Origin of the sequence: Streptomyces sp. NPDC002573, assembly GCF_042889625.1 — a bacterium.
Taxonomy (GTDB): domain Bacteria; phylum Actinomycetota; class Actinomycetes; order Streptomycetales; family Streptomycetaceae; genus Streptomyces; species Streptomyces gibsoniae.
On sequence record NZ_JBIARC010000032.1, the window covers coordinates 96,972 to 112,591 of the forward strand.

The following is a 15,620-nucleotide window of genomic DNA, read 5'->3' on the forward strand; positions in this document are numbered from 1 at the left end:
GGCTCGAAGATGGCGGCGAGGCGAATCCCGCCCCTCGCGCAAGGGATCGCGGCCGGCGGCGTCACCGTCCTTGGCGGACGCCGCGAACCGGTGGGCGTCATGTCCGCGCGGGACGGTAGGACGGGTAGTCCTTCGCGGCCGGGAGGGACCGGCGTTCGGGGCGCCAGGTGGTCACGAGGGCGGCGGCGAGAAGGAGCTCGGCGATGTCGCCGCCGTAGTACATGATTTCCGCACCGCCCTGGACCTCGGGGACGGGGGCGTGAATGTCGACCCAGATGCCGCCGTACATCAGTTGCGCGATGGCGGCGTGCAGGGCGATGGCGCAGCCGAGGTAGACCAGCCGGGCGCGGACGCCGGGGCGGGCGGGGGCCGGGTCGGGGCCGGCGATGACGTAGGCGAACAGGCAGCCCGACATCAGGAAGTGGGCGTGCAGCAGCCAGTGCCCGGCCGGATGGGCCATGGCGGTGTCGTAGAGCGGGGTGAAGTAGAGGATCGCGAGGCTGCCGGCGGACAGCAGCAGGGCGACGGCCGGATGGGCCGACCGGCGGGCAGGCCGACTGCGCACGACCGCGGTGACCTGGCGGGCGCGGTGTGCCGGCAGCGTCCGCAGCAGAAGGGTGACGGGGGCACCGAGCACCAGGGCGAGCGGGGCGTACATGCCGATCAGCAGGTGCTGGGCCATATGGCCGCGGAAGTCGGTGTGGGCGAGGGGTGCGAGCGGCGGCAGGATCGCCGCTGCCAGCAGGGCCAGGCCGATGGTGAAGCAAGCCGTACGCCAGGGGCTCCAGCCCCGCACCGGGTTCCGGAGCCGGGCCAGGCGGGCGAGACGAAGGTAGATGCCCGCGCACGCCAGCAGGGCGAGCACCGGCAGCAGGATCTCCGGCAGGCCGCTTCCGGCGCCGTGGTGGAGGTGATGGGTGTCGTGACCCATTACGCGGGTGATCCCGCGAGACGGGGGGCGGGGGCTTCGGGGTCGAAGGGCCGGCCACTGCGCTGGAGGAGCCAGCCGCCCGCGACCAGCAGCGCGCCCAGGACGAGGAAGGCGATGTCCCACCAGACCTGGTGGGGGCCGCCGCGGACATGGTGGATACCGAGGATGTGGTGGTCCAGGATGCCTTCGACGAGGTTGAAGAGACCCCAGCCCACCAGGATCCAGCCCCACAGCACCCGGGACGTCCACACCCGGCGGCGGTTGTGGGTGACCCGGGAGTACAGGATCGCGAGGCCGATGAGGACGGCGATCCAGCACACGATGTGGAAGATGCCGTCCCAGAGGGTGTTCATCTCCAGCCCCGAGACGGTGTGGGGGTTGTAGTACTTGACGCCGATGCGGTCGTGGTTGGTGCTGCTGAGCATGTGGTGCCACTGCAGTAGCTGGTGCAGCAGGATGCCGTCGAGGAACCCGCCCAGCCCCACCCCCAGCACGATGCCCGGCAGTTGAAGACTGGCCGGCTCCAGACCGGTCCGGGCCTCGCTCGCGGTGGTGGTCGCCATCGCCCTGTCTCCGTCTCGTCCGTGCGGGTCTGCCGGTCCTCCCCCTGTGTGCTTTCCCGGCCGGGCGGCCCTGGTGCCCCCGGAGCGGCCGGTTCCTCCGCACGGCCTACGCGCATACGCGGACCGCTCCGGCCCGTTCGGCAGCCCCGGTAGGGCCTACGGGACTTCGGAGTCCGTGGGCACGCACTGCCATGCGAGGCAGGCGGCGGTCAGATAGGCGAGGGCGCCGATGGCCATGCTGGTGCGCAGCCCGGCGCCGTAGTCGGTGTGCGTGGCCAGGAGGCTTCCCCCGAGTGCCACGCCGGTGGCGCTGCCGATCTGGCGGGTGGTGTTGAACAGGGCGGAGGCGGCCCCGGCGTATGCCGGTGACGCGGCACCCATCACGGTGGCGGTCGAGCCGGTGAGGGCGAAGGACGTACCGAACCCGGCGGCCATCATGGGTGCCACGAGCAGCGGGTAGGCGGGAGCGGCTCCCGCCGCGGCCCAGCCGGCCAGTCCGAGGGCGGCCAGCAGCATGCCGGAGACGACCAGCGGACGATCGCCCGTGCGGCGGCTCAGCCGCCCGGACAGCACGGAGGCGAACATGGTCATCGCCACCGCCGGGAACAGGGCCGCCCCGGTGGCGAGGGCGCTGAAGCCGCGCTGGTGCTGGAAGGAGAGGCTGGCGGTGAACACCATGCCGTAGAAGGCGAAGTTGAACAGCAGACCGATGCCGGCCCCGCCGCTCATCGCGCGTGAGCGCAGCAGGTTCAGCGGGAGGGCGGGCGACCGGGCGAGCCGCTCGCGCAGCACGAACGCCACGGCGGCCGAGGCGGCCAGGCCCAACCCGGCGAGGACGGCGGGGTCGGACCAGCCACGTCGTCCGGCCTCGTTGAGCGCGGCCGTCAGCAACCCCACGGCCGCCACGACGGCGCACTGCGCCGGCCGGTCCAGAGCCCGGTCGGCGTTCCGGGGCGAGGGTGCCACGTGCCGAAGTGTCAGCAGCAGGCACGCCACGCCGACGGGCAGATTGATGAGGAAGACCCAGCGCCAGCCCACGGTCGAGACCAGGAGCCCGCCCAGCAGCGGTCCCGCCGAGGCCGCGATGCCCGCCATCGAGCCCCACAGGCCGAAGGCTCGTGAGCGTGCGGCCGGCGCCGGGTAGGCCTGCTGGAGCAGGGCCAGGGAGCCGGGCACGATCAGCGCCGCGCCGAGCCCCTCCACCAGCCGGGCCGCCACCAGGAAGGGAGCCGTGGGCGCGAACGCGCACGCGGCGGAGGACACGGTGAACACCGCCACGCCCGAGCAGAAGATCCGACGGTTGCCGAGCCGGTCGCCCAGCGCGCCGCCGGTCATCAGTAACCCGGCGAAGACCATGGTGTATCCGTCCGTGATCCACTGGATGCCGGTGAGCGAGGCGGACAGGTCCCGGCCGACCACCGGCACGGCGACGTTGCTGATCGTCACGTCCAGGATCACCATGAAGTACCCGGAGCACACCGCCAGCAGCGGTGCCGGGGACCGCCGCCCGGCCCGCGGGACCGACACAGGAGGGAGCGGGGGCTCACCGCCACCGGCAGACTCCGCGAACGCCACGTCCCCAGCTCCCTTCCGCTCACGAAGATCCCGCCTGCACAAAAGCCACGCTAAGGGACACATATCTCATACTGCGGATGGGTTCGGCGGAGAGGTGCCGGCACGCGGAGGAGCAGGAGGCGCCCGGCGGGGCCACTATGAGAGTGCCCACGAACTCACGAGCACGCTTCTACACGGCCACGGGAGCGCAGACCAATGGATCGCAGGGAGAGCGCGGGTCTCGACGACGCGAGGAGCGGTCGCGCGAATCCCCTCACACAGTTGTCCCTTGAGCAGCTGCAGAAGCGTACGAGCATGAAGTGGCGCGTGTACCCCAAGAATGTGCTCCCGCTGTGGGTCGCGGAGATGGATGTGCCTCTCGCGCCGCCCATCGTCGAAGCGCTGCACACGACGATCGACCTCGGCGACACCGGCTACCCGCATGGAAGCGCCTACGCCGAGGCGCTCGCGGAGTTCGCCCGCGTGCGATGGGGCTGGGAGGACCTGCCCATCGCCCGCACCGCGATCGTGCCCGACGTCATGATGGGGATCGTCGAAGTGCTCCGGCTGACAACCGACCCGGGGGAGACCGTGGTCGTGTGCTCGCCGGTGTATCCGCCTTTCTACGCGTTCATCACCCACGCCGACCGGGAGGTCGTCGAGGCAAGGCTCGGACAGGATCTCCGGATCGATCTCGGCACCCTGGAGGACGCCTTCGTACGAGCCCGAAGCCGGGGCCGCCGTGCGGCGTTCCTCCTGAGCAACCCGCACAACCCGACCGGAGTCGTCCACACCCGGGAGGAGCTGCGAGCCGTCGCCGAGCTGGCCCGGAAGCATGGCGTACGGGTGGTGTCCGACGAGATCCACGCCCCATTGGTGCTGCCCGGAGCAGCCTTCACGCCCTTTCTCTGCGTTCCGGGCTCCGAGAACGCCTTCGCGCTGATCTCGGCGTCCAAGGCGTGGAACCTCGCCGGTCTCAAGGCCGCGCTGGCGATCGCCGGCAGCGAGGCGGCCGACGACCTTCGTCGTATGCCCGAAGAGGTCAGCCACGGCCCCAGCCATCTGGGGGTCATCGCCCACGCCACGGCGTTTCGCGACGGAGGGGACTGGCTCGACGAACTGCTGCTCGGCCTCGACGCCAACCGGCGTCTGCTGGGGCAACTCGTCGAGGAACACCTCCCCGCCGTTCGCTACCGCCCGCCGCAGGGCACCTATCTGGCCTGGCTGGACTGTACGGAGCTGGGACTGCACGGCGACCAGCGGGCCGATGGTCCCGGGGTGGTGAGTGATGTGGCCGGGCCGGCGAGGATGTTCCTGGACAAGGCCGGAGTAGCCCTCAGTTCCGGCCATGTCTTCGGTTCCGGCGGGGCCGGGTGCGTACGGCTCAACTTCGCGACGTCACCAGCCGTACTGCGCGAGGCCCTGACAAGAATGGGCCGCGCGCTGCGCAATCTGTGACGGACGGCGCTTCCGGTCAGGCCATGCCGGCCAGTTCGTCCGCCAGCGGCTGGAGGACGTGCGGCGAGTAGGGCAACGGGAGGTAGACGACGGCGAGTTCGGCACCCTCGGCAGCGAATGCGGCCGCGTCCGCGGCGGTCCGCGCGGGGTCTCCGGTGTGGCGCACCTGCGCGGAGAGCCGGATCTCCGCCGGGTCGCGTCCGACGCTGCCGCAGTGCTGGTGCAGCACGTCGCGTGCTCTGCGGAACTGTTCGGGTGTTCCGGTGTCGAAGTTCCAGTGCTGGGCGAACCTGGCCGCGGTCCGTAGGGTGCGTTTCTCCCCGCTGCCACCGATGCAGAGAGGGGGGTGAGGTCGCTGGATCGGCTTGGGGTTGCAGCGAGCGTCGGTCAGCTCGTAGTACGCGCCTTTGAACGTGGTGCTCTGGTCGGGTCCGAGCAGGGCGGTCAGCATCTCGCAGGCCTCCTCGAAGCGGTCGCTGCGCTGTCGGGGGGTGCCGAGTTCGATGCCGTAGGCGTGGGACTCCTCCTGGTTCCAGCCGGTCCCGATGCCGAGTTCCAGCCGACCGCCTGAGATGACGTCAAGCGTGGCCGCCATGTTGGCCAGCACCGCCGGATGCCGATAGTGGATGCCGGTGACCAGCGTGCCCAGGCGCAGTCGTCGTGTCGCCTGGGCGAGTGCCGCCAGGGTGATCCAGCCTTCGAGGCGAGGGGTCGTCGGGTCGGTTCCGTGCATGGCCTGGAAGTGGTCGGAGGTCCATCCGGACTCGAAGACCTCCATCTCGTCGGCTGCCCGCCACACATCGAGCAGAGCGTTCCAGGTGGTTCCCTGCGGTGACGTCTTGAAGGCGAAGCGCATCACGCCACGCTACGGAAGCGAGCGAAGCGGTGCCAGGGGCACTCCGCGGCGTCGCCCGGCTCAGAGGCGTAGTCGGTAGGGGAGCATGCACACCACCACGTCCGTGCGCGATCGCAGGACGGTGGCGAGGAGCAGTCCGCGCTGGTTCTGGAGGATCTCGTAGCGGCGGTGGCGGGGTTCCACCTCGGGGATGAGGACGGCGATCTGGCGTCCGTCTCCGTCCTGAGCCGCGCGCTGCACATAGTCGACGATCGGCTGTACGAGTGAGCGGTGCGGACTGTCGATGATGTCGAGCCGGACACCGGGGTCCCATCGCTCCCACGCCTCCCGCAGAGCACGGGTCTTGTCGGGGTCGGCCTGGACGGCGACGGCGACCACCTCGTCCCCCAGGGCGAGGGCGGCGCCGATGGCGTGCCGCGCGAGTTTGCTGACGTCACCGAGCGGAACGATGACCAGGCTCGCTGTACGCCGGTCGGGTGGGCCGGGGATACGGCCGAGTCCCAGCTCCTTCCCCACTTCGGTGTAGTACCGCTGGATCCGGGCGAACAGCAGCATCATCAGCGGCACCGCGATGACGACCACCCACGCCCCTTCCAGGAACTTCGTGGTGAGGAGGATGACGCCGGCCAGGGTCGTCAGCAGTGCCCCGGTGCCGTTGATCAGCGCGCGCCGCTTCCATCCCTCGGGCTTCTGCCTGGCCCAGTGCCTGACTAGGCCGAGTTGGCTGAGGGTGAAGCCGATGAAGACGCCGATGGCGAAGAGGGGGATCAGCCGGTGGGTGTCGGCGTTGACCGCGATGAGCAGCAGGGCGGCCATCAGGGCGAGGGCGACGACGCCGTAGCGATAGACGGGGCGTTCGGCGCGCAGTCCGAACAGGTGGGGCAGCCGGTGGTCGCGGGCGAGCAGGCTCATCAGCACCGGCAGTCCGCCGAAGCTGGTGTTGGCGGCGAGAAGCAGCACCAGGGTGACGATGATGTTGGTGGCGTAGTAGGCCCAGCCGGTGCCGTAGGCGCCTGCGGTGAGCTGTGCCAGTACGGTGACGCCGCCGCGCGGGGCCACATGGTCGCGGCGGATCAGCACGGCCAGGCCGACCAGCATGATCCCCAGCAGCGCACCGAGCATGAGTTCGGTGCGCTGGGCGCGCTTGAACCTGGGGGTACGGAAGGTCGGTACGGCGTTGGCGATGGCCTCCACGCCGGTCAGGGCCGAGCAGCCGGAGGAGAACGCCTTGAGGATGAGCAGCAGACCCAGCGTCTCGTGCGCCGGGAAGGACTGGGCCATGCCGACGACGGCCGCGGGATGTGGGCGGAGCAGGCCGAGGACGACGACTCCGAGGATGGCCACGATGAACAGCACGGTGGGCAGCATCAGCACCCGGGCGCTCTCGGTGACGCCGCGGAGGTTCACACCCGTCAGCAGAGCGAGGCCCATCAGGCAGATGAGCAGCTTGTCATGGGCGAGGGCGGGGAACGCGGAGGCCAGCGCGTCGCCGCCGGCGGCCAGGCTGACGGCCACGGTGAGCACGTAGTCGACGACCAGGCTGGCGGCGGCGAGCAGGCTGGAGGTCGGGCCCAGTTCGGCCTTCGAGACGGCGTAGGCGCCTCCGCCGTCCGGGTGTACGGCGATGACCTGGCCGTACGAGATGACCAGTGCCGCGAGCAGAAAGGTGATCGCCAGCGTGATGGGCAGGGTCGCGCTCAGCGCCCCGGTGCCCGCGGCCACGAGCGCCAGCACGATCGCCTCGGGGCCGTACGCCACCGAGCTGAGCGCGTCCAGTGACAGCGCGGCCAGCCCTTCCAGGCTGGTGAGGTGGTGTTTCTCGCCCTCGCCGGGACGCAGCGGGACCCTCGGTCTCAGCTCACGTCGTGCCAGGCCATACGCCATCGGGACCTCGTCAGGGCCGGTCGGACAGTCGAACGGTCGCAGTCAGTCTCCGCCGTGGGGCGGGCGTCCGCTTCCCAGTGCGGCCCGGGCGGGTCGGTCGGTGTGGATACGGGAGGACCGGCCTGCTTCCGCCGGGGAGCCGGGAGGGAGCAGGCCGGTCACGTCGGCTGGGAGGGCAGGGAACGGAGCGTCAGACGTGTCGCCCGACGCCTGGTCCTCAGGACATCGCCGCCGCCGACACGTTCGGCCACTCCGGCCGCCCCTCCGGTGAGGTCGGAACGGTGAGCACCATGGTCAGGCCGCCGCCGGGCGTGTCCTCGGCATGCAGCGTGCCACCCACGGCCTCGGCGAACCCGCGTGCGACCGCCAGACCGAGGCCCACGCCGACACCGCGAGGCGAGTCGCCGTACCGCTGGAAGGGTTCGAAGATCTGGTCCTTGGCCTCGTCCGGGACCCCGGGGCCCCGGTCGATGACCCGCACCTCCACCCGGTCGGCGAGGGCGCTCGCCGACACCAGGACGCTCTCCCCCGGCGGGCTGTACTTGACGGCGTTCTCGACGACGTTGGCGACGGCCCGCTCCAGCAGGCCCCGGTCGACGTAGACCATGGGCAGGGTTTCGGGGATGTCCAGTTCCACACTGTCCTCGGGGACCCCGCCGAGCGCCATGGGCACGACCTCGTCGAGGTCGGTCTCCCGGATGATCGGGGTGACGGTGCCGGTCTGGAGACGGGACATGTCCAGCAGGTTGCCGACGAGGTGGTCGAGGCGGTCGGCGCCCTCCTCGATCGCGGCCAGCAGCTCCGCCCGGTCCTCCTCGGACCACTCGACGTCGTCGGAGCGCAGCGAGGTCGCCGAGGCATTGATGCCGGCGAGCGGGGTGCGCAGGTCGTGGCTGACGGCGGCGAGCAGCGCGGTCCTTATGCGGTTGCCCTCGGCCAGTTCCTTGGCCTGGTCCGCCTCGTGCTGCAGGCGCTGGCGGTGCAGGACGACGGCGGCCTGCGCGGCGAACGCGGCCAGCACCCGCCGGTCGGAGGCCGGCAGCACCCGGCCGCGCAGGGACAGCGCCATGTGGTCGCCGACCGGTACGTCGACGTCCGCGTCCTCCGGGACGCCCGCGGGCTCGGGTCCCACACTGCCGGCGCAGGTCCAGGGCGCAGTCTCGCCGGTGCGCTCCAGCAGCGCAACCGACTCCATGCCGAAGGTCTCGCGGACCCTCTCCAGCAGCGCCTCCAGCGTGGTCTCGCCGGCGAGGTCCAGGCCGAGCACCGCGGGCAGCCGGCTCTGCGCATGAGCGGCCTTGCCCGCCTGGATCTTGGTGTCCAGCGGATTCACCCCACCGGCCTGGACTCGTACGAGCACCTGGCCGACAAGCGCCGTCTGCCGTGCGCCGACGCGGCGCCGACCCGGCCGCCTGTCATTGTCATGATCAGTCGGTCGGCCTCGTGGTAGCTTCGCCGCGGCGGCTCGTAACCGTGCCTGCCCCGGACGAGATGTGCGCCGTACCCGGCCTGCCAAGACGACGCACCGAAGGAGTCGTCATGGATACGGGCACGTCGTGGGTCGATTTCGCCGCAGGGGTTCCCGAGCCGCGTGCGCTCGACGTCCCGTGGATCCATGGTTCGCCGTCGGCCAAGCACAACGCGGACCCGGACATCCAGGTCCACGGCTACGACGAGCACACGTTCATCCTGCGGCAGAACATGGCGATCAACTATGAAGCGCCTTTCCTGTTTCTGCTGTTCGGCAATGATCGGGCGGTGTTGATCGACACCGGTGCCACCGCCTCCGCGGAGTACTTCCCCTTGCGCCGGACCGTCGACGAACTCGTCGCGGAGTGGCTCACCCGGAACCCCCGGGACGGGTACGGCCTGCTGGTCCTGCACACCCACCCACACGGCGACCACGTCGCGGGCGACGCCCAGTTCGCCGACCGTCCCGCCACCACGGTGGTGGCTGCGGACCGGTCCACCGCCTGGGAGTACTTCGGGTTCACCGAGGACCCCGGCGCCGTGGCGCGGATCGATCTGGGCGGCCGGGTGCTGGAGTGTCTGGCCACCCCGGGTCATCACGACGCGGCGGTCACCTTCTACGACCCGTGGACCGGGTTCCTGCTCACGGGCGACACGGTCTACCCCGGCAGGCTCTACATCCAGGACTGGGTCGCCTTCACCCGGACCATCGACCGCCTGATCGAGTTCAGCGACGGACGGCCGGTCACCCATGTGCTCGGCTGCCATATCGAGATGACCCGTGAACCGGGCGTGGACTACCCGATCCGTACCACCTACCAGCCCGACGAGCCCCCGCTGCAGATGACCACCCGCCATCTGCGTGAGATCCGCGCGGCGCTCGCGGAGGTCGGTGACCGGCCCGCTCGACGTGCCTTTCCCGACTTCATCCTGTGCCCGTGAACCCGGTCCGCGGGCGTGCCGAGCACCGGATGACGTTCACGCGTCCGCCCGGAGCTCATTGAGCCGCTCCCACGCACCGGCTGAGAGGGCGAGGAGGCGTTCGATCTCGGCCGGGTCGGGCAACGGACCGTGGTCTCCGGTCACTTGGAGGGCGCTGACGGCCGTGATGTGTCCCAGTCGCAGCGCGCGCACGGTGGTCGTTCCCCGGAGCAGCCCCGCCAGGAACCCGGCCGCGAAGGCGTCGCCGGCGCCGACCGGCTCGACCACCGTCGTGCGCAGAGCGGGGACCGTGCACATCCCTTCGGCGGTGAGGGCCGTCGCGGCGCGGGCGCCGTCCTTGACGACGACGATCCGGGGATGCGGGAGCAACTCCCGTATGCCAGGGACCGTCACGTCGGCGCCCCACAGGCCCTGGGCCTCGTCGAGGCCGACGAAGACGACGTCCCCCCGATCGGCCAACTCACGCAGCACGGACGCGGCCGTGCCGTCCGGCCACAGGGCGGCACGGTGGTTGACGTCGAAGCTGACCGCGTACGGCCGCTCGTCCGCCGGGACGGCCAGGGCCTGTGTCACCAGGCTCCGGCAGGAGGCGGACAACGCGGGAGTGATGCCCGTGAGGTGCAGGAGCGCGGCCGTGGTCACCGGCTCCTGGTCCAGCAGCCCGGGGCCCAGCGCCGAGGCGGCCGAGCCGCGTCGGTAGTAGTGGACGCGTGTCCGCCTGGACCCGGGTCCTTCACCAGGAGGCCGGTGGGACGGTGGGGATCGGTGCGGACCTGGGAGACATCGACCCCGGCGTCGGCGACGGTGGTGCGCACGCGGTGCCCCAGAGAATCGTCCCCCAGGGCCGAGAGCCAACTGAAGGGGATCTCGTGATCGGCGAGGCACATCGCCACGTTCGACTCCACTCCCGCCACGGACAGGCGCAGGGTCCCGGCGTCGGCCAGCGGCCGGGGCGGGTCGGGAGTCAGGGCCGCCATGGTCTCGCCGACGAAGACGACCCGTCCGGCCCGCGGACACCATGGGGACGTCATACGGGCTCCTGCGCGACCGGCGCGGGCAGGCGCCAGGCCGGATCGGGCCGGAACGCGGGCGTGGGCGGGCCCGGTACGTCGACCGGAACCCCGAAGACCCCGCCGTCTGACGGGCCGGGTGCGGCCAGGCCCACGCGGGCCGAGGTGATGTGGAGCGTGCTGCCCTGGAGGCACACTCCGGCCGGCCGGGCCGCAGGGAGGTGCAGCATACGGTCGAGCGTGCCGTCCGGCCGGTAGCGGCGCACGGTCGCCGTGCCCCACACGGCGACCCACAGCGCGCCCTCGACGTCGACCGCCATACCGTCGGGGCTGCCGTCGTCGTGCCGCCACACCGGATTGCGCCAGGCGTCGCCGGTGCGGTCCGCGGCGCGTACGGCGTCCTCGTCGACGGTGATGCCGAGGCCGCGTATCTCGCCGCGCTGTGCGTGTCCGTCGACGAAGCGGAACGGCTCGGGGCCGATCACATAGGACAGCAGATCGGCGTCCTTGTTGAAGTGGATGCCCCGACTCTGTTCCTGGATCAGGAAGTTGGGGGTCGCGAACGCTATCAAGCGTGACGGCCGGGGCGAGCCGGGAGGGGCGGGTGCGGGGAGATCGGGTCTGCGCTGGGTTCGCCGCCGTCGCGCCCGGGCGGGCCCGGGCGGGCCCGGGCGCGACGGCGTGGCGGACGGAGGAGTGGCCGGCACGGACTCCCCTTCTCAGCCGAGCTGCGGGTACAGAGCCGTGATTCCGCCGGGGAAGCCTCCCTGGACCTTGCGGCTGACCTCGTCGACGACGATCTCGTACGCATCGGCGGCGATGCCGTCCACGGCCGCGCGGGCGACGTCCGCGGGGTCGCTCTTCGGCGTCGTCACATGGGCGGCCATGTCGGTGTCCATGTAGCCGACGTGGAGTCCGGCGACCCTGATGCCCTTCGGGGCGAGCTCCTGGCGCAGGGCGTTCGTCATGCTCCACTCCGCGGACTTGGCGGCGGCGTACGGGCCCACGGCGGGATAGCTGATCCACGACAGGACGGACAGGATGTTGAGGATCGAGCCGCCACCGCGGGCCTCGATGACCGGAGCGAATTCCCTGATCATGCGCAGGGTGCCCAGGTAGTGGGTCTCCACCTCGAGGCGGACGTCGTCCCAGCTGCCCGTCAGCAGATCAGATCCGGTCGAGGTGCCGGCGTTGTTGACCAGCAGATTGACGTCACCGGCCTCCTGGGCCGCCGCGGCCACGGAGTCGGGGTCGGTGATGTCCAGCCGGATCGCCTTCACACCGGGCAGGTCGATCGTCTCCGGCTTCCGGGCGGCGGCGTACACGGTGGCGCCACGGGCGGCCAGCTCCTGGGCGATCCTCCTGCCGAGTCCGCGGTTGGCACCGGTGACCAGGGCGGTGGCTGTGCTGATGTCCATGATTCCTCCTGCCGGGGGGAGCACCCCGAAGCTGGCTAATGTTTTGAAAAGTCAGCTGGGACGCTACCGCCTGGCTACGCATGAAGCAAGTCAGGTTAGTGTTAGGGCATGACTGATCTGCTGACGGAACGCGACGCCTGGTCCACGACCAACTGCTCCATCGCCCGCGCCCTGGAGATCGTCGGCACCAAGTCGGCGCTGCTGATCATGCGCGAGGCGTTCTTCGGCACTCGCCGCTTCGACGACTTCGCCAAGCGCGTGGGCATCGGCGAGCCCGCCACCTCCGCGCGCCTGAAGGAACTGACCGCCGCGGGACTGCTGGAACGCGTCCCCTACCGGGAGCCCGGCCAGCGGACCCGCTACGCCTACCAGATGACGGAGAAGGGCCGCGACTTCCTGCCCGTGCTCATGGCACTGCGGCAGTGGGGCGACACCTGGGCCGCGAGCGAAAAGGGGCCCTCGGTGGTCGTACGCCACGACGAGTGCGGCGCACCGGTCCACGCGGTTCTCCAGTGCGAGAACGGCCACGACATCACGTACGGGGACACGGTCGTGGACCGCGGGCCGGGCCTGATCCACACGAGCCCGGACAGCGACTGAGTCCGGCGACTACGGCCGAGCCCTGCGACTGCGACTGAACTTGGCGGCTAGGGCCGAGTCCGGCGACCACGACTGAGGCTGGCGACCACGGCCGAGTCCGGCGACTACGGCCGAGCCCTGCGACTGCGACTGAACTTGGCGGCCAGGGCCGAGTCCGGCGACCATGGCTGAGTCCGGTGGTTACGGCTGAGCCTGGTGGGTACGAACGAACCCGGCGGTGAGCGGCCGACACGGTCGGGTGGTATGAGGCAACCGGGCCCGGCAACAGGCCCGTTGCAGGCCGACCGCCGGGGTCGCCCAGTGGACAGGGCGAAGTCGCCGCCTCGATGATCAGGCGGTGAGCGAGGACGAACTCATCGACCGCGTTCGGGCCTTCGCCCAGGAGCGCGAACTGCCTCCCCCAGCACCCGCGGAGGCAGTCGCGGAGCTGGAGGCCATCATCGGGTGGCCCATGCCCACCCTGCTGCGGCGCCTGTATCTCGAAGTCGCCGACGGCGGATTCGGCCCCAGCAGCAGAGTCCTGTCCCTCACCGACACCGGCCGGTGGTACAGCGACGAGGAGTCCCTCCTCCAGCTCGCGCGCGCGTTCGGGCCGGCCGAGCCGGAACCTCCGCATCCCCCGCGCCACACGGTGCCACTCACGACCCTAGGCTGCGCCGTCTGGTGGTTCGTTGACTTCAGCACGCCAGAAGGTCGCATGTGGGGCTGGGAACCGAACGCCCGCTGCGAGCGGCACCGCTTCTTCCCGGCGCGGTTCACCTTGGCCCAGTGGCTGACGGACTGGCTGGACGGCAACCGGACCTCCCCCGAGCCGCCGCCCACGGACTGCCCCGACTGCTAGACGACGCGGATACACCCGACCACGTTGCGTAACCCTTGCACGCTGAGATAGTTGCAGACGAAGATATACAGCGAACTCCACATGTTCGGCTTTGATTCATACCGCGTCTGCAATTATTGTGTTCGCACGTAAATCCCTCGCGCAATCATCTGGAAGGCTGTTTTCCCATGCCTATCGCGCTCCTGGCTCTGGCCATCGGGGCCTTCGGAATCGGCACCACCGAGTTCGTGATCATGGGCGTCCTGCCTCAGGTCGCGGGCGACTTCGGGGTCTCCATCCCGACCGCAGGCTGGCTGGTGTCCGGCTACGCCCTCGGCGTCGTCATCGGCGCACCTCTCCTGACCGTGCTGGGCACCAACATCTCCCGCAAGAAGATGCTGATGTACCTCATGGGCCTGTTCATCGTGGGCAACGCGCTGACCGCCCTCGCCCCCACCTTCGGCACCATGCTCATCGGCCGAGTCATCGCCTCGCTCGCACACGGCGCCTTCTTCGGCATCGGCTCCGTGGTCGCCGCCGATCTGGTCGCCCCGCACAAGAAGGCCTCGGCCATCTCCCTGATGTTCATGGGACTGACCGTCGCCAACATCGTCGGCGTGCCGGGCGGCACCTATATCGGCCAGGCCCTCGGGTGGCGGACCACCTTCGCCGTCGTGGCAGCGCTCGGCGTGGTCGGACTCCTCGGTGTGGCCAAGCTGGTGCCGGCGATGGGCCGACCCGAGACCGAGAGCATCCGCACCGAGTTCGCGGTCTTCCGGAACGTGCAGGTATGGCTGGCCATGGCCATGACGGTGCTCGGCTACGGCGGAGTGTTCGCCGCGATCACCTACATCACCCCGATGATGACCGAGGTGGCCGGCTACAAGGAGGCCGCGGTCACCTGGCTGCTGGTTCTCTTCGGGATCGGCATGTTCCTGGGCAACGCCATCGGCGGCCGGCTGGCCGACCGCGCCCTGATGCCCATGCTGTTCACCTCGCTCGGCGCCCTGGCCCTCACGCTTCTGCTGTTCACGGTGACCGCGCACAACAAGATCCTGGCCGCGATCACGCTGACGCTGATCGGCGCCCTGGGCTTCGCCACCGTACCGCCGCTGCAGAAATGGGTCCTCGACCAGGCCTCGGCCGCGCCCACCCTGGCCTCGGCGGCCAACATCGGCGCCTTCAACCTCGGCAACGCCCTGGCAGCCTGGCTCGGCGGCATCGTCATCGCCGCGGGCCTCGGCTACACCTCGCCCAACTGGGTCGGCGCCCTGCTGTCCGGCACCGCGCTCCTGCTGTCCTTCCTGGCCGCCCATCTCAATCGACGCACACGCGCTTCCGCCCGCCTCGTGGCGGCATCCGGCAGCACGGCACATACGCCGGCCGACGCGATGCACTGAGCGTCGTCGCGCTCCCCCTCACCCAGCCCCTGAATCTCGGGGCCGCAGACCACCCGTTCACCGACGGCAGATCACCACTCAGCGATCTGGCACCCCGTCACCGATCTACAACCCGTGGAGTGAAACCCCTATGAGCACCGTCACGCCGCTGACCACGCAGGACGCCGAGGCCCTGATCGCTGCCGCCCGCGGTGCCGCCGAGGCCGCCGGAGTCACCGTCAGCATCACCGTCCTCGACGCGGGCGGCCACCTCCTCGCCTTCCGCCGCGACGACCAGGCCGTGCTGATCTCCGGAGAGACCAGCACCCGCAAGGCGTACACCGCCCTCCAGCTCAATGCCCCCACCGCCGACCTCGTGGACGCCGTCAAGCCCGACGGACCCTTCCACACCCTGCCCACCGCCCTGGGCCAGCCGCTGCTCTTCATCGCCGGCGGACTCCCCGTCCACCGCGACGGCCGGCTCATCGGCGCCATCGGTGTCGGCGGCGGTGCCCCGGAGCAGGACCACTCCTTCGCCACGTCGGCCGTCGAGTCGCTCGTCTGACTCGCACCCCACCGCGACGCACCGCCTGAACTGCGGTGACGCGTGGCTGCGGTGACGCGGAAGCGTGACGGCGGGGTCCGGGCCGAACATTATTCCCCGACCCCCCCCCCCGGGGGGTCAGAGGTGTCGGGCGCCCGGTGTAACGGTCAGGGCATGATCGCACCGCCCCC

The 15,620-nt window shown here is 70.7% G+C and carries 13 protein-coding genes, 2 pseudogenes and 1 riboswitch; of the genes and pseudogenes, 6 read left to right on the forward strand and 9 right to left on the reverse strand.

The annotated features are described in order from the left end of the window. Positions 1–97 precede the first annotated feature (97 nt). The 3 genes from ACFYX0_RS27560 to ACFYX0_RS27570 all read right to left on the reverse strand — a co-directional run bounded on the left by ACFYX0_RS27560 (position 98) and on the right by ACFYX0_RS27570 (position 3,069). Positions 98–931, reverse strand: a complete 834-nt coding sequence (locus ACFYX0_RS27560; protein WP_388974003.1) for a cytochrome c oxidase assembly protein — start codon at positions 929–931, stop codon at positions 98–100. Beyond that, on the reverse strand, positions 931–1,494 hold the full coding sequence (locus ACFYX0_RS27565) for a DUF2243 domain-containing protein (protein WP_388974005.1): 564 nt from the start codon (positions 1,492–1,494) through the stop codon (positions 931–933). Before ACFYX0_RS27565 ends, ACFYX0_RS27560 begins: the two co-directional genes overlap by 1 nt. A 156-nt stretch (positions 1,495–1,650) precedes the next feature. Next, positions 1,651–3,069, reverse strand: coding sequence for an MFS transporter (locus ACFYX0_RS27570; RefSeq protein ID WP_388974007.1), 1,419 nt, complete (start codon positions 3,067–3,069; stop codon positions 1,651–1,653). Positions 3,070–3,363: 294 nt separating this feature from the next. Here ACFYX0_RS27570 and ACFYX0_RS27575 point away from each other — a divergent pair, with 294 nt between their 5' ends. Beyond that, complete coding sequence (locus ACFYX0_RS27575; RefSeq protein ID WP_388974009.1) at positions 3,364–4,506, forward strand: MalY/PatB family protein; 1,143 nt, start codon at positions 3,364–3,366, stop codon at positions 4,504–4,506. Positions 4,507–4,522: 16 nt separating this feature from the next. Here ACFYX0_RS27575 and ACFYX0_RS27580 read toward each other — a convergent pair whose 3' ends face one another. The 3 genes from ACFYX0_RS27580 to ACFYX0_RS27590 all read right to left on the reverse strand — a co-directional run bounded on the left by ACFYX0_RS27580 (position 4,523) and on the right by ACFYX0_RS27590 (position 8,606). Beyond that, positions 4,523–5,362, reverse strand: a complete 840-nt coding sequence (locus ACFYX0_RS27580) for an LLM class F420-dependent oxidoreductase (RefSeq protein ID WP_388974011.1) — start codon at positions 5,360–5,362, stop codon at positions 4,523–4,525. Positions 5,363–5,422: 60 nt separating this feature from the next. Further along, positions 5,423–7,246, reverse strand: coding sequence for an APC family permease (locus ACFYX0_RS27585; RefSeq protein ID WP_388974013.1), 1,824 nt, complete (start codon positions 7,244–7,246; stop codon positions 5,423–5,425). Positions 7,247–7,463: 217 nt separating this feature from the next. Beyond that, a complete protein-coding gene (locus ACFYX0_RS27590) occupies positions 7,464–8,606 on the reverse strand; it encodes an ATP-binding protein (protein ID WP_388974015.1) in 1,143 nt (380 codons plus the stop codon). A 97-nt stretch (positions 8,607–8,703) separates the two neighbouring features. Continuing rightward, positions 8,704–8,773: riboswitch (guanidine-III (ykkC-III) riboswitch) on the forward strand. Positions 8,774–8,785: 12 nt separating this feature from the next. Here ACFYX0_RS27590 and ACFYX0_RS27595 point away from each other — a divergent pair. Then, entirely contained in the window at positions 8,786–9,658 is an 873-nt protein-coding gene (locus tag ACFYX0_RS27595; RefSeq protein ID WP_388974017.1) for an MBL fold metallo-hydrolase, read from the forward strand. Positions 9,659–9,694: 36 nt separating this feature from the next. Here the strand turns inward: ACFYX0_RS27595 and ACFYX0_RS27600 are convergent. The 3 genes and pseudogenes from ACFYX0_RS27600 to ACFYX0_RS27610 all read right to left on the reverse strand — a co-directional run bounded on the left by ACFYX0_RS27600 (position 9,695) and on the right by ACFYX0_RS27610 (position 12,086). Next, positions 9,695–10,689, reverse strand: a pseudogene (locus ACFYX0_RS27600) (sugar kinase). Then, positions 10,686–11,246, reverse strand: a pseudogene (locus ACFYX0_RS27605) (SMP-30/gluconolactonase/LRE family protein); the annotation flags it as partial. The pseudogenes ACFYX0_RS27600 and ACFYX0_RS27605, both read right to left, overlap by 4 nt. A gap of 141 nt (positions 11,247–11,387) precedes the next feature. Continuing rightward, entirely contained in the window at positions 11,388–12,086 is a 699-nt protein-coding gene (locus ACFYX0_RS27610; protein WP_355923047.1) for an SDR family oxidoreductase, read from the reverse strand. A gap of 108 nt (positions 12,087–12,194) precedes the next feature. Between ACFYX0_RS27610 and ACFYX0_RS27615 the strand changes: the two genes are divergently transcribed. The 4 genes from ACFYX0_RS27615 to ACFYX0_RS27630 all read left to right on the forward strand — a co-directional run bounded on the left by ACFYX0_RS27615 (position 12,195) and on the right by ACFYX0_RS27630 (position 15,450). Next, a complete protein-coding gene (locus ACFYX0_RS27615; RefSeq protein WP_355923045.1) occupies positions 12,195–12,686 on the forward strand; it encodes a helix-turn-helix domain-containing protein in 492 nt (163 codons plus the stop codon). 337 nt (positions 12,687–13,023) lie between these two features. Next, a complete protein-coding gene (locus ACFYX0_RS27620; RefSeq protein ID WP_388974019.1) occupies positions 13,024–13,527 on the forward strand; it encodes an SMI1/KNR4 family protein in 504 nt (167 codons plus the stop codon). A gap of 167 nt (positions 13,528–13,694) precedes the next feature. Then, a complete protein-coding gene (locus ACFYX0_RS27625; RefSeq protein ID WP_388974020.1) occupies positions 13,695–14,906 on the forward strand; it encodes an MFS transporter in 1,212 nt (403 codons plus the stop codon). Between the two features lie 130 nt (positions 14,907–15,036). Continuing rightward, positions 15,037–15,450 (forward strand): heme-binding protein, encoded by a 414-nt coding sequence (locus tag ACFYX0_RS27630; RefSeq protein ID WP_388974022.1) that lies wholly within the window; start codon positions 15,037–15,039, stop codon positions 15,448–15,450. The last annotated feature ends 170 nt before the right edge of the window (positions 15,451–15,620 follow it).